The following is a 20,555-nucleotide window of genomic DNA, read 5'->3' as shown; positions in this document are numbered from 1 at the left end:
CAAGCTACTCCCCTGCCGGTCCGCCACGGTTTAACTTTCGCCGGGTCTCTGGCACAATCGACGAAAACCCGACGCGCGCATAACAAACCCTCCCGAGAATGGAGCAGACGCGGTTGCGGCACTCTTGGATCTGGAGGACATGTGGCCCAAACCAACAAGCCGAGCTTGCTGATCGTCGACGACGATCCGCTGATTTCCGATACGCTCACCTATGTGTTGAGCAAGGACTTCGATATCTCGGCCGCCGAATCGCGCGCCCAGGTGAAAAGCCTGCTGATGCAGCTGGACGAACCGCCGCAACTGGCACTGGTCGACCTCGGCCTGCCGCCGCAGCCGCACAAGCCCGACGAAGGCTTTGCCCTGATCGCCGACCTGCTGAGCATCTCGCCCAGCATCAAGATCCTGGTACTGTCCGGCCAGAGCGACGAAGCCAATGCGCGGCACGCGCGCGCACTTGGTGCAATCGATTTTGTCGCCAAGCCGTGCGAGCCCGAACGCCTGAAGTCCCTGCTGTTCAACGCCCTGCTGGTGCAGGACGCCGAGCGCAGCGCCGACAAGGCGCCCGCCCCTGCCAGGGATTCCGGCATCGTCGGCGCAAGCCCGACGATGGACAAACTGCGTCAGCAGATCAAGCAATACGCTGCCGCTCCCTTCCCGGTGCTGATCGAGGGTGAATCGGGCAGCGGCAAGGAAAAGGTGGCCTCCAGCCTGCACCAGTTGTCGCCACGCGCGGCCAAGCCCTATCTGGCGCTCAACTGCGCGGCGATTTCGCCGACGCTGGTCGAACCCACCCTGTTCGGCTACGCCAAGGGCGCCTTCACCGGCGCCACCACTTCGCGCGCCGGCTACTTCGAGGAAGCCGAAAACGGCACGCTGTTCCTCGACGAAATCGGCGAGCTGCCGCTGGAACTGCAGGCCAAGCTCTTGCGCGTGCTGGAAAACGGCGAATACCAGCGCGTCGGCGAAACCCAGCCGCGCTTCTCCAACGCCCGCGTAGTGACCGCCACCAACCGCGATCTGCGTGCCGAGATCAAGGCTGGCCGCTTCCGCACCGACCTCTACCACCGGCTGTCGGTGTTCTCCATTGCGGTGCCCCCGCTGCGCGAAATGGGCGCGGACAAGCTGACCCTGCTCGAGCACTTCCGTGATTTCTACGCCCGTGAAGCCAAGAGCCAGCCGTTTTCGCTCGACGCCCGCGCCCAGCAGATGTGGGAGGACTACCACTTCCCCGGCAACGTGCGCGAGCTGCGCAACATCGCCATCCGCCTGACCACCAAATACCCCGGCATGGCGGTCAATGCCCAGCAGCTGGAAGACGAACTCGACACCGACCAGGCTTACCCGCAGGAAATCCCGCTGGCCAACGATGGCAGGGCGCTGATCGAACTGGCGCGCAAGCAGTTGCAGACGCTGGCAAACTTCAACCTCGACGTGACCCTGCGCCAGTGGGAAAAATCCTACGTCGAAGCCGCGCTCAACATGACCCACGGCAACCTGTCGCAGGCGGCCAAGCTGCTGGGCATCAACCGCACCACGCTGTACAGCCGCATGCAGACGTACGGTACCGAATAAGCCGCCCCTGTGTACCTTGATTATTTCGGTTTAAAGGAAGCGCCCTTCCGCATCACGCCGAATACCGAGTACTGGTATGCCGGCGGCCAGCGCGGAGAAATGCTCGCCGCCCTGCTCTACGCCATCGGCCAGGGCGAAGGCATCATCAAGGTGGTGGGCGAAGTCGGTAGCGGCAAGACCATGCTGTGCCGCAAGCTGGTCGCCCAACTGCCCGACAGCGTCGACAGCGTCTATCTCGGCAACCCCACCCTGTCACCCGACGACATGCTGGCGGCGATCCTCGCCGACCTCGGCATCGAGGCGCCCGAGAGCGGGCGGCAGGCCCGGCTGGCGCAACTCAACACCACGCTGCTGGCGCGCCACGAAGCGGGGCGGCGCGTGGTGGTGTTCGTCGAGGAGGCGCAGGGCATCGCGCTCGACAACCTGGAATTCCTGCGGCTGCTGACCAATCTGGAAACCGCCACCGACAAACTGCTGCAGATCGTGCTGTTCGGCCAGCCCGAACTCGACGCACAACTGACCGACCCGCGCATCCGCCAACTGAAGGATCGCATCACCCTGAGCCTGAACCTGTCGCCACTGACCGAATCCGAGGTGGCCGCCTACCTGCGCGCGCGACTTTCGGTGGCGGGCTATCGCGGCCCCGACCTGTTTGCGCCGGTGCTCATCGCCCGCATGACCCAGCTTTCCGGCGGCCTGTCGCGCCGCATCAACGTGCTGGCCGATAAAACCCTGCTGGCGGCTTATGCCGGGCAAACCCACACGCTGACCCCGGCCCATCTGGACGCTGCGGCGGGCGACGCAGCAATGCAGTTGCCCGCGTACGCACGACCGGCGTTGCGCCGCTGGGCGTGGTTGAGCGCCGGCCTGGCGGCCGCGCTGGGCCTGCTGGCTTTTGTCGCCTGGCAGGCCCTGTCGCTTGACGCCTCGCCCCGCGCGTCCGCTGCCATGGCCGTCCATACGCCCGCCCCCCCGGCCGCCGTTGACGTCGCCGACCTGGCCCGGCAAACCCAGCGCTGGCTCGCCGCCGCCGCGCCCGACACCCATGTCATCCAGCTCGCCTCGGCTAAAGAAGCAGCGCAGGCAGCCGTATTACTGGGGAGCCTGGATGTCGACACGCCACAGCCGGTTCGGGTTTTGTACGGGCTGCGCCATGGAGCGCCTGCCTGGATGATTCTGGCAGGCGAGTTTGCTGATCGCGACGCGGCCATGGCGGCGATGCGCACGCAGCCCGCCTCAGCGGCAGGCACACCTTTTTTACGCACGGTCGGCAAAATGCGCGCCGTAGCCTTACCAACAGGATGATGAATGCTGTGTTGAAACGCTCCGTATTGACGAGTCTGGCGCTGGCCAGCTTCGTGCTGGTGGGCGGCTGCGTGCCGCCCAAGGCGTTTGACACCTCGCCCGGCCACATCAGCCAACCCACCCAGCCTGCCGTGCCGCTCGCCCCGCCGCCCGCGCCGGTGAAGGCCGCGCCTGCACTGGCCGCGCCCAGGCCGAGCGCGCCGGTGCCGACCTACACCGTGGTGGTCAACGACGTGCCGGTGAAAGATCTGCTCTTTTCCATCGCGCGCGACACCCAGTACAACATCGACCTGCATCCGGGCATCTCCGGGCGCGTCTCGCTCAACGCGGTACAGGAACCGCTGCCCGCCATTCTCGACCGCATCGCGCGGCAGGCCGATCTGCGCTACGAAATGAACGGCCGCACGGTGTCGATCATGCCCGACACGCCCTACGTCAAAACGTATGCGGTCAACTACGTCAACGTCGTCCGCAACACCACCTCCAGCGTCGGTGTGGCGGCGCAAATCGCCAGCACCGGCGGCAGCGTCGGCGCGACCGGCAGCAGCACGACCACAACTGGCAACTCCTCCACCACCACCGTGACCAGCCAGTCCAGCAACGACTTGTGGACCGTGCTCGCAGACAACATCCGCACTATTCTTGCCGGCACCCGTGCGGTCACACAAAGCAACGAAGAACGCGCCGCCCGGCTGGACGCTGAAAAAGCCGAACGCGCCGAACGGGTATCGCAGGCCGAAGCCGCCAGCAAGGCCGGCGCCGGCGCGGCAAACTTGTTCACCGCCGCGTTTGCCAACCAGCCGGTGGGCGACGGCAAATACGATGTGGCGGTCAACCCGGTGGCGAGCACCGTCACCGTGCTGGGCACCGCCAAACAACAGGAACTGGTGCAGCAGTATCTCGACCGCGTGATGCAGTCGGCGCAGCGCCAGGTACTGATCGAGGCGACGATCGTCGAGGTCAGCCTCAAGGATCAATACCGCGCCGGGATCGACTGGTCGAAAGCGCTGCAAGGCACCACCGGATGGGCCATCAACACCCTTGGTGGCGGCACCAACGCGCTCGCCGGCACACTGACCCCCTTCATCCAGGCCACCTACACCAACAGCGGGAGCAACGGCTTCGCAGCTGCGATCGACCTGCTGGAATCCTTCGGCAAAACCAAGGTGCTCTCCAGCCCCAAGCTGATGGCCCTGAATAACCAGACCGCGCTGCTCAAGGTGGTCGACAATCTGGTCTACTTCAGCGTCAAAGCGGACACCACCACGACCGCGAATGTGGGTACCACGACCACCTTCACCACCACCCCGCAAACCGTTCCGGTCGGCATCGTCATGACGATGACGCCGCAGATCAACCAAAACGGCATGGTCTCGCTCACCGTTCGCCCGACCATTTCGCGCAATGTTGGCTTCGTTCGCGACCCCAATCCCAGCATTCCTGCCGCCATCCCCAACCAGGTGCCCGTTATCCAGGTGCGCGAAATGGAATCGCTGCTGCAGGTGCAAAGCGGCCAGACCGTGATCCTTGGCGGCCTGATCCAGGACGACACCAACAACGCCCGTGACGGCATTCCCGGTCTGTCGCGCCCGGAAGGCATTGGTGCTGTGTTCGGCCAGCACGAGCGCATCAACAGCCAGACCGAGCTGGTGATTTTTCTGCGGCCCACTGTGGTGTCCAATCCCACGCTGGAAAGCGATGAACTGCGTCAGTTCCAGCGGCTGCTTCCCAGCAGCGCACGGAGCAGCCCTTGAGCCTGCTGCTGAAAGCACTGAAGCAGGCCGAAGCCGCCCATGCGGACAAGTCCGGGGCCGGCAAGCAGGTTGAGGACGACCTCGAACTGGAACCCCTCACACCCGGCACGGCCCAGGCACGCGAATGGGTGGAGCCGCCCGACCTGCTGTTCGGCAGCAGCGGGCCCACGCCTGCGCCACGCCGTGCACCGGCTTTTCGCTGGCCGCAACTCTCGCTGGTGCCGCTCACCGCACTGCTCGCCGCGCTGATCGCGCTGGGCTACGGCGTCTATCTCTACTTCGCCCTGCAGCCGCCGGCTGCTGTCGCGCCCGCCCCGGCCAGGGTGACAGCGCCTGTGCCTGTGCCTGCCCCCGCCACGCCAAGCGCGCCCGCACTGGCCGCCCCACCAGCAGCCTTGCCTGCCGCACCCTTGCCGCAACCGCATGCGGCTGCCGAGGCGCCGACCGACGCCTCGCCGACGCCGATGCCTGCGCCTGCCCGCAGCGCCCCGCGTGCTGCTGCGCCCTCAAGCATCACCGCACCGCCACCCGCCGCGCTGCCGCTGTTCCAGCCCGACGTGCAAACGAGCTTGCTCAACCAGGCCTATGCGGCCTATCAGCGCGGTGCACTGGCTGAAGCGCAGCGGCTCTACACCCAGGCCGCCGCACGCGGACGCAATGTGGATGCGCTGCTGGGACTGGCAGCGATCGCCAGCGTGCAAAACCGCGAAGCGGACGCGCAGCGCCTGTATCGCGAGGTGCTCGACCTCGACCCGCGCAATGCCGCCGCCCAGGGTGCCTTGCTCGACCTGCTCGGCAACACCGACAGCCAGGCGACCGAAAGCCGCCTGAAAACACTGATCGAACGCGATCCGAGCCCGCAGCTTTACCAGACGCTCGGCAATCTCTACGCCGAGCAGGCGCGCTGGAACGACGCCCAGGCCGCCTATTTCGAAGCCTGGCGCGGCGCGCCGGATAACGGCGATTACGCCTTCAACCTGGCGGTCAGCCTCGACCAGTTGCGCCAGTATCCGGCGGCACTCACGTATTACGAGAAAGCGCTCGCCAGCGGCGGCGTGCACCGTTTTGATCGTGCGCAGGCGGCGGCGCGCGTGCAACAACTTAAAACATTGCAATGAAAACCTCTCACCACAGAGGCACAGAGGCACAGAGAAAACCCCAGTTTGAACGGTTTTCTCTGTGCCTCTGTGCCTCTGTGGTTAAGGGTTTTTTCTGGATGCGCTGACGCGTTATGGAGCGCCGTAAAAAACTCCGCATGGGCGAGACCCTGGTTTCGCAGGGACTCATCACCCTCGACCAGCTGCGCATCGGCCTGAAGGAACAGAAAACCAGCGGCCTGCCGATCGGCCGCCAACTGGTTGCGCTGGGTTTCATGACCGAGGCGGTGCTGCGCGACCAGCTCGCCAACGCGCTCGGCAGCCAGGGTATCGACCTCACCCAGGTGGTGGCCGACCCCGAAGCGCTGCAACTGGTGCCCGAGGAATTCGCCCGCCGCCACCACCTGCTGCCGATTGCGCATGACGCCGCGCGCAACGTGCTGACGCTGGCGACCACCGACATGTTCAACGTGGTCGCGCTCGACCAGCTGCGCGCCGCGCTCGGCGGCCAGCTCGAAATCGACACCCTGCTGGCAGCCGAAGCGCAGCTGCTCGAATTCATCGACAAGTTCTACGGCTTCGACCTCTCGCTCGACGGTATCCTGCGCGAAATCGAGACTGGCGAAGTCGACTACGCCAGCCTCAACCCCGACACCGAGGAATACACCCAGCCCGTGGTGCGGCTGGTCGGCGCGCTGCTCACCGACGCGGTGAAGCGCGAATCCTCCGACATTCACTTCGAACCCGAGCATGCCTTCCTGCGCATCCGCTACCGCATCGACGGCGTGCTGGAACAGATCCGCAGCCTGCACAAAACCTACTGGCCGGGGATTCTGGTGCGGCTCAAAGTGCTGTCCGGCATGAACATCGCCGAGACGCGCGCGCCGCAGGACGGCCGCATGTCCTTGACGCTGAACGGCCGTCCGATCGATTTTCGCGTCTCCTCGCAACCCGGCATCCATGGCGAAAACCTGGTTCTGCGCATCCTCGACCGCGAAAAATCCATCATGCCGCTGGAGCAGATGGGCTTCACCGAAGACGCGCGGCGCGAGCTGCAGCTGATGATGGCGCGGCCAGAAGGCATCCTCGTCGTCACCGGGCCAACCGGCTCCGGCAAAACCACCACGCTGTATTCGATGCTGTCGCATCTGAACAACGAGACCGTCAACATCATGACGCTGGAAGACCCGGTCGAATACCCGGTCACCCTGATGCGCCAGAGCTCGGTCAACGAAACGCTCAAGCTCGATTTCGCCAACGGCATCCGCTCGATCATGCGACAGGACCCCGACATCATCCTGGTCGGTGAAATCCGCGACAAGGACACCGCCGAAATGGCCTTCCGTGCCGCCATGACTGGCCATCAGGTGTTCACCACCCTGCACACCAACTCCGCGCTCGGCGTGTTTCCGCGCCTGATGGACATCGGCATCCAGCCCGGCATCCTGTCCGGCAACATCATCGGCGTCGTCGCGCAACGCCTGGTGCGCAAGCTGTGTCCGCACTGCAGGGAAGCCTACACGCCGGATGAACATGAGTCGCTCATCCTGGGTATCGACCCGGTCCAGCCGCCGCAGATTTACCGCGCTACCGGTTGTCCGGCGTGCAGCAACAAAGGCTACAAAGGGCGCCTGGCCCTGATCGAACTCTTGCGGATGGATCCCGAACTGGATGAACTGGTCGCCAACCACGCACCGCTGCACGAAATCCGTCGCGCCGCACTCGAGCATGGCTATCACCCACTGGCTGAAGACGGGATCAAGCGCGTGCTGGATGGCGTGACCTCGCTGGCGGAAGTGGCGCGGGTGGTGGATTTGACGGGGCGGGTGTAAAACCATGAACCACAAAACCATTAACCACAGAGACACAGAGACACAGAGAAATACGTTGACGGAAGCGGTGATCGGCGCTGCCATCGAAGTTCATCGTGCGATTGGACCGGGTTTGCTCGAATCAGCTTACGAGACCTGTCTGTGTTACGAACTTAGGCAAAGGCAAATCCCTTTCCAGCGCCAGCTTGAATTGCCAGTGACCTACAAAGGCATTCCGCTCGATTGCGGTTATCGCCTCGATATCGTAGTGAACGCCCAACTGATACTCGAACTCAAAGCGGTCGAACGGCTTCTGCCAGTGCATGAAGCTCAATTACTGACCTATCTGAAGCTAACCCAATTACACACGGGCTTGCTTCTAAACTTCAATGTTCCCGTGCTCAGTAACGGCATCAAGAGAATCCTCTTATGATTTTCTCCGTGCCTCTGTGCCTCTGTGGTTAACAGTTTCATGCCCTTCTTCAACTACCGCGCAATCGACCAGACTGGCCGCACCACCCGGGGCACGCTGTCGGCCGTCAACGACGTCGACCTCGAGCTGCGCCTGAAACGCATGGGGCTCGACCTCATCACGCTGGCCGAGCTTTCGCGCCAGTACGCCCCCAGCGGTCGCGAGCGCGTCACCCTGCGCGACCTGGTGACGTTCTGCATCCATATGCGCTACATCACCCGCGCCGGGATTCCGCTGCTCGACGGCTTGCGCGACCTGCGCGACACCATGGAAAAACGCGGCTTTCGCGATGTGCTGACCGCGCTGCTGGAAGACCTGGAGGGCGGCAAGGTGTTGTCGCAGGCCTTGGCGGCGCACCCGGCGGTGTTCGGCGCCGTGTTCGTCCACAGCGTGCGCGCGGGCGAGCAGACCGGCCTGTTGGACGCGGTGTTCGATCGCCTGGCCGAATCGCTCAAATGGCAGGAAGAGGTCACCGCCAAGGCCAAGCGGCTGATGATCTACCCGGCACTGGTGCTGGCCGTCGTCGGCACAGCCATCCTGTTCTTGCTGGTGTATCTGGTGCCGCAGGTGCTCTCCCTGGTCGAGACCATGGGGGTGGTGCTGCCGCTGCCCACGCTGATTCTGATGGCGGTGTCGGAAGCAGTGCGCTCGTACTGGCTGATTGGTTTGGCGCTGGCGCTGGCGCTGGGCGTCGGGCTGCCGCTGTGGGTGAAACGGAGCGAGGCCGGGCGCGACTGGTGGGACCGCACCCAGTTGCGGCTGCCCGTCATCGGGCCGATCGTGCAGAAGATGGCGCTGGCGCGTTTCACCAATACCCTGGCGATGATGTACCGCTCGGGGGTGTCGGTGCTCGACGCGCTGCGTGCGGGCGAGATGGTCGCCGGCAACCGGGTGATTGCCGGCGGCATCCACCGCGCGGCGCAGCAGATTGCCGACGGCCGCGGCCTGTCAGAAAGCTTTCAGTCGCTGGCGCTGTTTCCGCCGCTGGTGATCCGCATGCTGCGGGTGGGCGAATCCACCGGCGCGCTCGACGAAGCGCTGGAAAATGTGACGTATTTTTATAACCGCGAAGTGCTCGACTCCATCGAAAACGGCCTCAGGGTGCTGGAGCCTTTGCTCACCGCCATCCTCGGCCTGCTGCTCGGCGGCATCCTGGTATCGGTGCTGCTGCCGGTTTATGACCTGATCGGGAACCTGCCGTTATGATTTCAAACCCCTCACCACAGAGGCACAGAGGCACAGAGAAACCCCGTCGTAGCGTGTCATCCGCAGTGTGGCCGCACGACATACTGCAATTTCCCGCTTTGCCTCTGTGCCTCTGTGCCTCTGTGGTTAATGGTTTTGTGGTTAATGGTTTTTTCCGGAATGATGTTTGACCATCGCCTGATCCTGCTTGCCACCCCACGCCAGATCGGCGTGCTCGACTGGCGTCCGGGGCGTATGCACTGGCTGGGCGAATTTGCCGCCAGCGAAGCAGGGCTGGCGGCGTTTCGGCAGGTGCTGCTCAAGCACGCGCATTTGCCGGTGCTGCTGGTCATCGACACAGTGGACGAGGATTACCGCAGCGAAATCCTGCCGCACGTGCAGGGGCGCGCGCGCGATGAACTGCTTGCACGCAAGCTCAAGCAGGTGTTCCGCAACGCGCGTTTCACCAGCGCATGGCGACAGGCCCGCGAAACGACCGGCCGCCGCGACGACCGCTATCTGTTGGCCACCCTGACCGACACCGACTGGCTAATGCCCTGGCTCAGCGTGCTGCACCGCGAACAGGTTCCGCTGTGCGGCATCACCCCGCTGGCGCTGGCGTATCAGCACCTGCTGACCAGGCTGCGGGTGCAGGCGCCGCACACGCTGCTGGCGTGTCGCCTCAACAACAGGCTGCGGCTGTCCTACTACCACAACGGCCTGTTGCGTTTTTCGCGCCTGATCGGCAACGATACACCCACCCAGATGCCCGGCAATGCGGCCGACGAAATTGCCAAGACCCAGCTGTATCTCACCGGCCAGCGCATCCTGCCGCGCGAAGCCCGCCTGCATGTGTTGCTGCTGGACCCCAGCGGCCAGCTCGACAGCGCGCAGGCCCCGCTCAATGCCGACCCCGCGTTCAGCACGCGACTGATCGACATGCCGAGCCTCGCGCGTGCGCTGCGCATTCCCGACAGTTTCCTCGCCGCCACCCCGGAGATCGCGCCGCTGGCGGCGATTGCGGGTGAGGCCGTGCAGCTGAATCTGGCGCCGCCCGAACTGCTGCAGCACCACACCGAATTCCGCTGGCGCCGCGGCCTGAATCAGGCGGCAGGCATCGTCGCCGCGATCGGCCTGACCTTCACCGCAGCCTATTGGCTCCATGCCCAGGATCTGCGCGATCAGGTGCAGCAGATTCAGGGCGAGGTGCAGCGCGGCGATGCACGGCACGCCGCCATCGTGCGCAACTTCCCCGCGCTCGCCACCCGGCCCGACCAGCTTGGCCAGACCCTTGCCCTGGCCACGCAGCTGAACCATGCCCCCCTCGACGTCAACGCGCTGTTCCTGCTGCTGGGACAAGCGCTGGCCGCGCATCCCGAGGTCATCGTCAAAACCCTGACGCTGCAGGACACCGCAGACGGCACGGCAAATATCACGCTGGACGCACGGCTGTCCGACTTTGACGGCAACTATCGCGCCGCCATGTCGCGCATCGACCGCTTCGTCTCCCGGCTGGCCGCCACACCGGGCGTGGCGGCGGTCGAACGCGTGACGAGTCCGGTCAACACCGCCTCCACCGCCACCCTCAGCGGCAAAACCACGGGCGAAACCAGCGCTGAAGAGACCCGTTTCACCTTGAGCCTGCAGGTGCGCACATGACCCGGCCGCCGATCGCCTCGCTTAAAACATCGATCCTGCTGCTGCTTGCCGCCAGCGTGCTGTCCGCTGCGGGCATTTTCTGGAGCAACCAGCAGGACACCGAAGCGCGTGCCGATTTGCAGCTTCAGCAGACCGCGCTCAATGCCGCACACGCGCGCCAGCAACAGGGCCAAACCGAAGCGCGCCTGATTGCGCAGCATCTCGATGCCTATCACGCGCTGGTTGCACGGGGCTTTGTCGGCGAGGAGAACCGTCTCGCCTGGATCGAGGCGGTGCACCTCGCCAACCAGGACGCCCGGCTTTACGGACTCACCTACACCCTGTCGCCACGCACGGCCGCCCCGGCCACATTGGCCGACGATCTGCCGCTCAAGCAGACCCGCATGGTGGTGAAAATGCCCGTGTTGGTGGAAACCGACCTGCCGCGCTTTCTCGACGCCCTGCGCGCCCGCGCGCCCGGCCTGTTCCGCGTCAGCCGCTGCCGCCTCGCCCGCCTCACCGACGCCCCGCCGCAGCCGGTCAACCGCCCCGAACTCGACGCCGAGTGCGAACTGCTGTGGTTTACCGTGGTGGCAGACACAGGGACAATGCAATGAAAACCTATTCACCACAGAGGCACAGAGATATGTCCCGCAGGGACGGTATCCCTTGGGACACAGAGAAGAACAAGACTCTTTCATCGTTATTTGTTGGTGTTGGCCAGCGCTGTGGGAGGGGCGCCCTCGCCCCGATTTGCGCACCGTCGCAACCTCCACGGCATCGGCCCGAGGCGGGCGTGCGTGGTTGTTGCCGACGCGTCGGCTTTTACAACCACGGCCTCCTCCTCGCGGGGGCTCCTACAACAGCAGACCCCTGCGGGAGGCCGAAGGATAGGCGCCTCATCAGAGGGGACAAGACATGACTTCAACAACTAACAGTGACATAGCCAAGAACAAACCCATCAGGCACGGGATGGTCTCTGCCTGTTCAGTGTGGATTTTCTCTGTGTCTCTGTGCCTCTGTGGTTCAGGGTTTGCAGCGCAAGACTTGCCCGGCCGCCTGTTCTACACCCCCGAGCAGCGTGCCCAACTCGAAGCCGCGCGCGCCCGCAACGTCACCCAGGTCAAACAGGTAGCGCCCGATACAGGCGCCCCGCCACCGATACGCTATGACGGCGTGCTGATCCGCTCCGACGGCAAAATCACGCGCTGGGTCGACGGCCAGCCGCAACTTGATGCATCCGGGGTGGCAGGCCTGAAGCCGGGCCAGATCCGGGCCGACGGCCGTGTGTATGAACCCTACCAGGTGCTGCGCCCCAGTCCCATCGCACCTGTCGCCGCGGAACCCACGCCATGAAGCAGACGCGCGGTTTCACCCTGATCGAACTGGCCATCGTGCTGGTCATCATCACCATCCTGATCGGCGGGCTGGCGATGCCGCTGTCGGCGCAGATTCAGGCGAGGCGGGTTGCGGAGACCCGGAAAACAATGGAAGAAGCGCGCGAGGCAATTTTCGGTTATGCGATGACCCATCTCGCCATTACAGCGGGAAAACGCCGCCTGCCTTGCCCCGACGGCACGGGCGATGGACGCGAAGATCACATTCTCGGCAATCCGGCCAATGCCTGCGCCTTCGCCCTAGGCTGGTTGCCTTGGGTCACACTGGGTACAGCCTCACAGGATGCCTGGGGTAATCGGCTGTTGTATGCAGTCAACGCAGACTTTGCTCACGGCACGAATGGATTTTCAATGAATGCCCCCTCGTCTACGGCCACGCCCCCGACGACGACGACACAACTCGGAATATGCAACACACATTCCTGCGCCACGCCCAATGTGGCATCGAACGTCGCGTTCGTTGTGATGTCCCATGGTGCAAATGGTCGGGGCGCACTCAACGTTAACAGCCCTGCTCCCGGCAACATCACCCAAGCCCCACCCGACCCCTTGAGCCTTGACGAAATCGAAAACCTCGATGGCGACCCAACTTACATCAGTCGCACCCACACCAAACCCGGCGATGTAGTAAACGGCGTAACAGACGGCGGTTTCGACGATATCCTGGTGTGGGTTCCAGAGGGTCTTCTTAAGGCACAGGTGTGTCCGACGGGTTCGGACTGCTCTCCATAGCCTGCAACCGGAACGTCACCCGTCCCGGCTGATTGTCGGACAGTTCCAGCCGGTAGCCTGACCTTGCCGCCTGCCGCGCGGCCTGATACAGCCCCACCCCCAAGCCGAAATCCGACGCCACCGGGCTCAGGAACAGATTGCGCGCCACGTGCTCGGGCGCCGGCGCGCCGCTGTCGGTCACGCTCAGACCCACCAGCGGCTGCAGCACCAGACGCACCTCCACCGCAATGCCCGGTTCGTGCTGGCGTTTGCGCAGCGCATTGGTCAGCAGGTTGTCGGCGACGCTGTCGAACAGGTCCTGCGGCAGGGGCATGTTGTCGAGCGCGTCGGCGAAGAACTGCACGTCGTCGTGTTCGTAGCGCGTCTGCAAGGCCGCCCACCAAGCCTGCGCGGGAAGTTGTCCGACATCCATTTCGGTGGGCTGCTTGAGCTTGTCGACGGTTTGCGACAGGCGCGCCGCCAGTTGCGGCAGCTGGCGTTTCATCAGCGCCTGCAGACGCTCGCTGTCCTCCGGGGTGGAGGTATCGGCCGCGGCGATCAGGGTTTTCATCGACTGCAGGATGTTTTTCACGTCGTGGGTCAGGCGCGCGCCGGTGTCGTGGATGGCCTGGCTGTAGGCCTGTTCGCGCAGCGTCTGCTCGCGCACTTTGGAAGCGTAGAAATAGCCCAGCAACTGCGACAGCAACCGCACATGCAGCGCCAGCGCGGGGGTGAGCGGGCGCGGCGACTGCCAGGTCAGGGTCAGGCCATGAAAGGCATGGGTGAGGGCATGTTCGGCGGGTTCCCCGAACGTCCCCTCGCCGCGCGCGGCCTGCCAGTGGCCGCCGCGGATCCAGGTCAGTTCGTGCAGATCGGCGAGCGCTTCGCGCACGAAGGATTCGGGGTCGCGCTCGCGCTCGGCCAATGTCGCCAGCCGCTGCGCCCAGCCCTCGAACGGCAGGCCCACCGACAGCAGATAACGCGAAGTCACCTGCCCCAGTCCGGCAAACCCCGCGCGCGGATTCCACAGCCAGGACAGCGCCAGCAGCAATGTCGCCATCCCCAGCAGGGTCTGCACCAGCGCCCAGGCATAGCTCACCTTGGCCACCGCCACCACGGCAAATGCGCCCAGCGCCACCACCATGACAAGCAGTGACAGCATCAACCCATAGATGAAATCGAGTGTGGACGAGGTGCCGCGCTGGCGGCTGGCAGGCAGGAACAGGATCACCAGCGGCAGCAGTGGCAGGCCATAACGCACCGCGGCCTGCAGCCCATCGGGGAGCGAGGCATCACCCAGACTCTGCGGCAACACCCAGGCCAGCAGCAAGGCCAGCAAATAAGCCAACGCGAGCAGGTAGGCCAGCCGCGGCCCGCGCTCGTTTTGCGAAGTCGCCACCGCACCCACCAGCCCCGCCAGAATCGCCAGCCACAGCGCCATCACCCAGGTGCTGTCCGCCAGCACCAGCAGCGCCGCCATGGCAAACACCGGCAGCGCGAGGCGCGGCTCGATGCGCGCTTCGCTGCGCACCAGCGGCTGCCACAGCAAAAACAGCCCGTAATGCGCCAGCAGGAAAGCGCGCATCACCGCCGCCTCGGCATCGAGCACCACGGCCGCGTGCAGGGCCAGCAGCATCAAGGCCAGCCAGCGCCCGGGCGTCACCCGCGTGAAATGGGAGGCCAGCGATGTCAGCCAGGCCAGCGGCGACGCCGTCTCGGTGCGTTCAGTCATATCCGGGATCGTTGGAGGAACAGGAGAAATTCAGCATGACACAGCTATCGGCATTTCACCGGGGAAATGGAGGCCGCGAACACGCCTGTCCGCCCGCATACTTGCTGAAAATCCGGCAGGGGCGTCGTGTTTTCGACAAACCCACGTCCATTCAGGCACGCAATCTTTATCTTTCATTATTCTGATCAATGCGTTAAGCAGAAACCAAGTCTGGAACGCATTTTGCGTGTTGGGGGTCAGACCATAAAATAACGGAGCGCTCCGCCATGCATCACCCCAATTTTCCGCGACGCCAGTCGGGCTTCACCCTGATCGAGATCGCCATTGTGCTGGTGATCATCGGCCTGCTACTCGGCGGCATTCTGAAGGGACAGGAGCTGATCAATAGCGCCCGGGTGAAGAATCTCGCCACCGACTTCCGCAACATCCCGATGTTCATCTACGGCTATCAGGACAAGTTCAGGGCGCTGCCTGGCGACGACCCCGCCGCCAGTACGCATGTGGGCACGACGAGCATCACACCTGCATCGGGTAATGGCAATGGCGTTATCGACAGCTTATGGAACAGCACAACTGCCGCGAATGAATCCGTTTTGTTCTGGCAGCACGTGCGACTGGCAGGACTCGCGCCGGGGCTCACCACGATACCGGCAACACTTCCCGGTGATTACAACCCCAAAAACGCGTCTGGCGGCATCATCGGCATCCAGAGCGGCACAACCGATGCCGCTGAAACGCCCGTCAAAGGTGCGGACGGCAAAGCAATCGGGGGAGCTTATGTAATCTGCTCAGCCAGCATCCTCGGCAAATTCGTCAAACAACTCGACATACAAATGGATGATAGCAATACCGCGGCGGGCTCGATGATGGCCACCCCGACGACCGGCTATGCCAAAGGCGCCGCAGCCACCGCTACGACAGCCATTGATGACGCAACGTCCTACACCGTTTGCATGGGCGTTTAAACGCTATTCGTTAAAGCTTTATTCTATTTGGGCTCATAAACGCTCCGAATATGCCAAAAATAACAGCTTGTTTACTGAATGGGCGAGCCATTGAGGTAGATGTTGCGCTTGACATAAGAAATTCTGCTGATGAACGCCCGGACTTTCGCTGCATCGAATGCGGCCAAGCTGTGCGCCCTCATAGATCTGGCGGCCGCGCCGCCGCACATTTTGAGCATCTGGAGCGGAACCCAGATTGCTCGTTAATGGCGCGATCCAGTCGTTGATAGCAGTCTTCCGCGCATGAATCTGCATCGCACTTCTTTCCCTGGCGCCATTCTTGAGCGCGGCTTCTGGCTTTACGCATGGCGTATCAGTTGCGGGGAACAAAAGTTCTTTTACGTTGGCCGCACCGGAGATAGCTCGTCTCAATACGCTGCATCCCCGTTCTCGCGCCTTGGCCAACATCTCGACACCCGAGCAAATGCGAAGGCGAACACATTGCTCAGGCATGTTCGCGCGCAGGAGCTCGACCCACTCAAATGCGAGTTCGAGCTTCTCGCGTTCGGCCCCTTGTTTCCCGAGCAGGCCACCCTGGCGCTGCATCGGAAGTTCAGAGATCAAATCGCGCCGCTGGAAACTTCGCTCGCACAGATGCTTCGGTCTCGCGGCCTGCACGTGATTGGAAAACACGGCGCATCAGGCGAGCCTGATCCGATTCTACAAGCCGAAGTTAAACGAGTCTTCGAGGCCGAGTTCAATGAACTGCCAAAGCCCTTGGGTACGGATTGAAGCCAGAACTCCGCAATAAAAGCCATTTGAGAAGCCAGAACTCCGCAATAAAAGCCATTTGATACCTTGGGATGCCCTTATCCGACCCGGTAATTACCTTGTAGGCGCGTATCCCTTGCCGCCTTGGACGAAAAACCTGCACTACAAACAGCAAGCGGCATCCAGGCGGCATCGCCTTCAGTTACATATTTCAAGATCAATCCGTATCATTCAGGGAGACATATTTGCCATTATTTGCAACCGCTGTTACTATTTTATCGCTATACGTTTCCGATATGGAATCAAAATGATCGTAAAATATCATTCACAATTAAAGACGCTCGGCCCGCGCGCAGCACAGCTATTTACCTCCGTTAATGAACTGCGCAAACCCACGTTCACCTTGGCGGATGTGCGTTTGATCACTGGCCTGTCTGCGGCTGCGGCACGCAATCTTGTGCACAAGGCCCAGCAGCGGGGCTTGGTCACCCGACTGAAGCCGGGGCTATACAATCTCGTCCCCTTCGAACTCGGCTGGGCTACCGAGCACGTCGGCAGCCCTTACCTGATCGCCCAAGAGCTCGCTGGCGCGGCACCCTGCTTTCTGTCGCACGGAACCGCGCTTGAGTTGCACCGCATGGTGACGCAGCCGACCTTCACCATCTACGTGTCGTGTACACGGCGCGTACGCCCGCAGACTGTCGGCGGCTACGACTTCCGCTTCATCCACATCACTTCCGCACAAGCGTTCGGGCTGTCGAAGCACTGGATCGACAAGGAGCGCTTCGTGATGATCAGCGACATGGAGCGCACCATCATCGATGGGTTGAGGCACCCGGCATTTGCCGGGGGTATCACCGAAGTCGCCAAGGGCTTATGGATGAAGCGCGATGTGCTGAAAGCCGACCGGCTGGTGGACTACGCGCTGCACCTCGGCGTCGGTGCCGTCGTGCGACGCCTCGGGTTCCTGCTGGAGCACTATGGCCTGGCTGATGCCTCCGCGCTGGAACGGCTACGCTCTACGCTGACGGCGACCTATCAGCGGCTTGATCCGTTGCTGCCTGCCGAGGGGAGCTTCGTCTCGCGCTGGCGGCTCCAGCTCAACGTGACGCCGGAAGAACTGGATGCCGTGAGACTTGGCTGATGATTCCCCAACGCAACATTTCCCTGATCGCGAATAAACTGGTGACTGCTGGTGGGCGACGCGTCCCCGAAGCCGCCATCGAACGCGATTACGTGCTGGCATGGCTCCTGGTCGGCCTGGCCGGGCATCCGTTGTGCGATGTGCTCGCCTTCAAGGGTGGTACGGCCCTGCGACGGTGCTGGTTCGAGGACTACCGTTTTTCGGAAGACCTGGATTTCACGTTAATTCGGCAGGTCGCCCTCGAAGATATCCTTGCGGGCTTGAACGAAATCTTCGCCAGGGTCGCAGACGCATCCGGGATACTGATCGCTTTCGATCGCGAAGATCGCCACGGCCACCAGAACAGCCATACCTTCTATTTGCGTTACCAGGGGCCACTGCCGGCCGCGAACGATGTGAAGGTTGATATCACGATCAACGAGGTCTTGTGTTTTCCGCTGCGGGACCGTCCGATCCTGCGCACCTACGACAGCTTCGACGACTTGCCAGAAGGACGGGCCGTGAAGGTCTACGCTATCGAAGAGATCGTAGTTGAAAAACTGCTAGGGAGACGCTGATTAATCCGTCTTTGCGAGGAGCGAAGCGACGCGGCAATCCAGAAATGCCTGCTTAATCAATGCGCTGGATTGCCGCGCTTCGCTCGCAATGACGGTTATATCGAATTAATCAGTGTTTCCCTAGCCTTGAGCGATCGGGCACGCAACGAGCCGCGCGACCTGTATGACCTATGGTATTTATTCGGCTCCACCGACTTGCGCATTGCCGAGATGCGGATTGAGCTCGATGCAAAGCTGGCACTGCGCAAGCGCACCGTTGCTGGCATAGAGCAGGCGATCGCTGCCAAAGAAGATCGTCTGCGGCGCCTTTGGACTAATCGGCTCTCGCATCAAATGGGTAGCCTTCCACAGTTCGATGATGTCTTTCGTGAAGTGCTGCGCGCAGTACGCGCTGCCGACTTGCCAAAAGCAGACAGCTGACCCGCCTGGCGACGAAGCCGGCCAGACCTACCCCTGCAACACCCTGAACTCCGCCGCCGCCAGACCATCGGCGGCGCCGCGCAGCACCAGCACGTCGCCGACCTTGATTTCGGTGTCAGGCTGCGGATCGACGCCCTTGATTCCCTGGCGGCGGATCGCCACCACTTCCACCAGCAATTCGTCCAGCGCCAGGTCTTCCAGGCTGCGGCCGGCCGCAGCCGCGCCCTGCGTGATCAGCACGGTATGCAGGCGCGGCTGGGCGTGCTGATCGAGTTCATCGTCGGCGTCGCTGGCGCCGCGGAAAAAGCCGCGCATCATGGCGTAGCGCGTTTCGCGCACCTCGCGGATCCGCTTCAGCACCTGGGTGAGCGGCACGCCCAGCAGCATCAGCGCGTGCGACGCCAGCATCAGCGAGCCTTCCATCACCTCGGACACCACTTCGGCCGCGCCCGCCGCTTTCAGCGCGTCGATGTGGGTGTCGTCGATGGTGCGCACCACCACCGGCAGTTCCGGCCGCAGTTCGCGCACGTGGCGCAGGATGGCCATGCTCGAACGCAAGTCGGAATAGGTCACCACCACGGCCTGCGCGCGGCTGAGTCCGGCGGCGACCAGCACTTCGCGGCGGCTGGCATCGCCATACACCACGTTGACGCCTGACGCGGCCACCGCGCGGATGCGCTCGGGGTCGGCGTCGAGCGCGACGAAGGTGATGCCCTCGGCCTCCAGCAGGCGCGCCAGGTTCTGGCCGCTGCGGCCATAGCCGCAGACGATCACGTGCTGGGCCTTGCCGAAGGTCTTGACCGCGATGTCGTGCACTTCCTTGGCACGCCCGGCCCACTCGCTGCCGGCAATCAGGCGGGTGAGCGCGTCCATGCGGTTGATCAAGAGCGGGGCGATCAGCATCGACAACACCATCGCCGCCAGCACCGGCTGGGTGATCTCGGCGCCCAGCAGTTTCAGGTCGGCTGCCTGTGCCAGCAGCACGAAACCGAATTCGCCCGCCTGCGCCAGCCCCAATGCCGTGCGCACGGCGGTGGGCCGGCTGCTGCCGAACGCCATCGCCAGCCCTCCCACCAGCAGGACCTTGCCGATAACGATGGCCGCCACCAGCAGCAGCACGTCGCTCCAGTTCAGCATCACCTGCATCAGGTCGAGCCGCATCCCGATGGTGACGAAAAACAGGCCCAGCAACACATCGCGGAAGGGCTTGATGTCGTCTTCCACCTGGTAGCGGTATTCGGTCTCCGAGATCAGCATGCCCGCCAGGAAGGCGCCCAGCGCCAGCGACAGGCCGGCACTTTCGGTGAGGAAAGCCAGCCCCAGGGTGAACAGCAGCAGATTGAGCGTAAACAATTCGGGCGACTTGTGACCGGCCACCCACTGGAACCACGGGCGCATGATGCGCTGGCCGACGAACAGCAAAAAGCCCAGCACCACCACCGCCTTGAACGTGGCCAGCCCCAGCACCCAACCCATGTTGTCGGCATCCATGGCGAACGCCGGGATCAGGATCAACAGCGGCACCACCGCCAGGTCCTGGAACAGCAGCGCGCCGAATATCTGGCGCCCGTGCGGGGTCTGGATTTCCAGCCGTTCGGCCAGGAGCTTCGACACGATCGCGGTGGACGACATCGACATGATGCCGCCCAGCGCGATGGCCGCCAGCAGCGGCAAGTCGAGCAGCCAGGCAATGAGCGCGGTGAGCACGATGGTAAGCACGACCTGCGCGCCGCCGAAGCCAAACACCGTCATGCGCATGGTCATCAGGCGCGGCAGGCTGAATTCCAGGCCGATGGAGAACATCAGGAAGACCACGCCGAATTCGGCCAGGTAACGCGCCTCCTCGCTGTCCGGAATCCAGCCCAGCGCAAACGGCCCGATGGCGATGCCGGTCACCAGATAGCCGAGCAGGGTCGGCAGGCGCAAGGCGCGCGCGGCAGCCGTCACCAGCACGGCAACCGCGAGCAGAATCAAAACGAGCTGGAGGCTGCTATGGATCAAACCAAACCCCTCACCACAGAGGCACAGAGGCACAGAGAAACCCG

At 63.3% G+C, this 20,555-nt stretch carries 17 protein-coding genes and 1 pseudogene; 15 read left to right on the top strand and 3 right to left on the bottom strand.

Translation table 11 applies throughout. From position 1 onward, the window contains the following. The first annotated feature begins 141 nt into the window (after positions 1-141). From ABW22_RS05090 to ABW22_RS05040, 11 genes are all read left to right on the top strand, one after another. Positions 142-1,572, top strand: a complete 1,431-nt coding sequence (locus tag ABW22_RS05090; protein ID WP_059752658.1) for a sigma-54-dependent transcriptional regulator — start codon at positions 142-144, stop codon at positions 1,570-1,572. A 9-nt stretch (positions 1,573-1,581) separates the two neighbouring features. Further along, entirely contained in the window at positions 1,582-2,877 is a 1,296-nt protein-coding gene (locus ABW22_RS05085) for an ExeA family protein (RefSeq protein ID WP_059752656.1), read from the top strand. Between the two features lie 8 nt (positions 2,878-2,885). Next, positions 2,886-4,631 (top strand): secretin and TonB N-terminal domain-containing protein, encoded by a 1,746-nt coding sequence (locus ABW22_RS05080; RefSeq protein WP_237763233.1) that lies wholly within the window; start codon positions 2,886-2,888, stop codon positions 4,629-4,631. Continuing rightward, entirely contained in the window at positions 4,628-5,749 is a 1,122-nt protein-coding gene (locus ABW22_RS05075) for a tetratricopeptide repeat protein (RefSeq protein WP_059752652.1), read from the top strand. The genes ABW22_RS05080 and ABW22_RS05075 overlap by 4 nt, the downstream gene beginning before the upstream one ends. A gap of 113 nt (positions 5,750-5,862) precedes the next feature. After that, entirely contained in the window at positions 5,863-7,560 is a 1,698-nt protein-coding gene (locus ABW22_RS05070) for a GspE/PulE family protein (protein ID WP_059752650.1), read from the top strand. Positions 7,561-7,564: 4 nt separating this feature from the next. Then, complete coding sequence (locus ABW22_RS05065) at positions 7,565-7,972, top strand: GxxExxY protein (RefSeq protein ID WP_059752648.1); 408 nt, start codon at positions 7,565-7,567, stop codon at positions 7,970-7,972. 39 nt (positions 7,973-8,011) lie between these two features. After that, entirely contained in the window at positions 8,012-9,217 is a 1,206-nt protein-coding gene (locus ABW22_RS05060; protein ID WP_059752645.1) for a type II secretion system F family protein, read from the top strand. 159 nt (positions 9,218-9,376) lie between these two features. Then, the gene (locus ABW22_RS05055; protein WP_237763232.1) at positions 9,377-10,855 is read left to right on the top strand and encodes a YdgA family protein; all 1,479 of its coding nucleotides are present in this window, start codon (positions 9,377-9,379) and stop codon (positions 10,853-10,855) included. Next, positions 10,852-11,451 (top strand): hypothetical protein, encoded by a 600-nt coding sequence (locus tag ABW22_RS05050; protein ID WP_059752642.1) that lies wholly within the window; start codon positions 10,852-10,854, stop codon positions 11,449-11,451. The genes ABW22_RS05055 and ABW22_RS05050 overlap by 4 nt, the downstream gene beginning before the upstream one ends. A gap of 388 nt (positions 11,452-11,839) precedes the next feature. Beyond that, positions 11,840-12,190, top strand: coding sequence for a hypothetical protein (locus ABW22_RS05045; protein WP_237763231.1), 351 nt, complete (start codon positions 11,840-11,842; stop codon positions 12,188-12,190). After that, entirely contained in the window at positions 12,187-12,963 is a 777-nt protein-coding gene (locus ABW22_RS05040; protein ID WP_059752640.1) for a type II secretion system protein, read from the top strand. The genes ABW22_RS05045 and ABW22_RS05040 overlap by 4 nt, the downstream gene beginning before the upstream one ends. Here the strand turns inward: ABW22_RS05040 and ABW22_RS05035 are convergent. Beyond that, positions 12,920-14,674 (bottom strand): sensor histidine kinase, encoded by a 1,755-nt coding sequence (locus ABW22_RS05035; RefSeq protein ID WP_059752639.1) that lies wholly within the window; start codon positions 14,672-14,674, stop codon positions 12,920-12,922. The two genes, ABW22_RS05040 and ABW22_RS05035, sit on opposite strands and share 44 nt — an antisense overlap. Positions 14,675-14,940: 266 nt before the next feature. On the opposite strand from ABW22_RS05035, the gene ABW22_RS05030 reads away from it, so the two are divergent. Further along, on the top strand, positions 14,941-15,639 hold the full coding sequence (locus tag ABW22_RS05030) for a prepilin-type N-terminal cleavage/methylation domain-containing protein (RefSeq protein ID WP_059752636.1): 699 nt from the start codon (positions 14,941-14,943) through the stop codon (positions 15,637-15,639). Positions 15,640-15,672: 33 nt separating this feature from the next. On the opposite strand, the gene ABW22_RS17220 is transcribed toward ABW22_RS05030, so the two are convergent. Beyond that, positions 15,673-15,933: a hypothetical protein gene (locus tag ABW22_RS17220; protein ID WP_157648551.1), complete on the bottom strand. Its 261-nt coding sequence runs from the start codon at positions 15,931-15,933 to the stop codon at positions 15,673-15,675. Between ABW22_RS17220 and ABW22_RS05025 the strand changes: the two genes are divergently transcribed. From ABW22_RS05025 to ABW22_RS17935, 3 genes and pseudogenes are all read left to right on the top strand, one after another. Then, positions 15,922-16,410, top strand: coding sequence for a hypothetical protein (locus tag ABW22_RS05025; protein ID WP_059752633.1), 489 nt, complete (start codon positions 15,922-15,924; stop codon positions 16,408-16,410). The two genes, ABW22_RS17220 and ABW22_RS05025, sit on opposite strands and share 12 nt — an antisense overlap. Before the next feature lie 286 nt (positions 16,411-16,696). After that, positions 16,697-17,533 carry a type IV toxin-antitoxin system AbiEi family antitoxin domain-containing protein gene (locus ABW22_RS05020; RefSeq protein ID WP_059752626.1) on the top strand — a complete coding sequence of 279 codons (837 nt, stop codon included), beginning with the start codon at positions 16,697-16,699 and terminating at the stop codon, positions 17,531-17,533. After that, a pseudogene (locus tag ABW22_RS17935) lies at positions 17,533-18,510 on the top strand (nucleotidyl transferase AbiEii/AbiGii toxin family protein). The gene ABW22_RS05020 and the pseudogene ABW22_RS17935 overlap by 1 nt, the downstream one beginning before the upstream one ends. A gap of 27 nt (positions 18,511-18,537) precedes the next feature. Here ABW22_RS17935 and ABW22_RS05010 read toward each other — a convergent pair. Next, positions 18,538-20,508 carry a monovalent cation:proton antiporter family protein gene (locus tag ABW22_RS05010; RefSeq protein ID WP_059752825.1) on the bottom strand — a complete coding sequence of 657 codons (1,971 nt, stop codon included), beginning with the start codon at positions 20,506-20,508 and terminating at the stop codon, positions 18,538-18,540. Positions 20,509-20,555: the final 47 nt, after the last annotated feature.

Origin of the sequence: Thiobacillus denitrificans, from assembly GCF_001530125.1 — a bacterium.
GTDB classification, from domain to species: domain Bacteria; phylum Pseudomonadota; class Gammaproteobacteria; order Burkholderiales; family Thiobacillaceae; genus Thiobacillus; species Thiobacillus denitrificans_C.
Note: the sequence above shows the minus strand (reverse complement) of the source record. Positions and strands in the feature narration are given on the sequence as shown.

Coding starts and splice junctions, on each gene's coding strand:
- ABW22_RS05070 (WP_059752650.1), top strand. CDS start 5,863: ATGGAGCGCCGTAAAAAACTCCGCATGGGCGAGACCCTGGTTTCGCAG.
- ABW22_RS05065 (WP_059752648.1), top strand. CDS start 7,565: ATGAACCACAAAACCATTAACCACAGAGACACAGAGACACAGAGAAAT.
- ABW22_RS05060 (WP_059752645.1), top strand. CDS start 8,012: ATGCCCTTCTTCAACTACCGCGCAATCGACCAGACTGGCCGCACCACC.
- ABW22_RS05055 (WP_237763232.1), top strand. CDS start 9,377: ATGATGTTTGACCATCGCCTGATCCTGCTTGCCACCCCACGCCAGATC.
- ABW22_RS05050 (WP_059752642.1), top strand. CDS start 10,852: ATGACCCGGCCGCCGATCGCCTCGCTTAAAACATCGATCCTGCTGCTG.
- ABW22_RS05040 (WP_059752640.1), top strand. CDS start 12,187: ATGAAGCAGACGCGCGGTTTCACCCTGATCGAACTGGCCATCGTGCTG.
- ABW22_RS05035 (WP_059752639.1), bottom strand. CDS start 14,674: ATGACTGAACGCACCGAGACGGCGTCGCCGCTGGCCTGGCTGACATCG.
- ABW22_RS05030 (WP_059752636.1), top strand. CDS start 14,941: ATGCATCACCCCAATTTTCCGCGACGCCAGTCGGGCTTCACCCTGATC.
- ABW22_RS05025 (WP_059752633.1), top strand. CDS start 15,922: ATGAATCTGCATCGCACTTCTTTCCCTGGCGCCATTCTTGAGCGCGGC.
- ABW22_RS17220 (WP_157648551.1), bottom strand. CDS start 15,933: ATGCAGATTCATGCGCGGAAGACTGCTATCAACGACTGGATCGCGCCA.
- ABW22_RS05020 (WP_059752626.1), top strand. CDS start 16,697: ATGATCGTAAAATATCATTCACAATTAAAGACGCTCGGCCCGCGCGCA.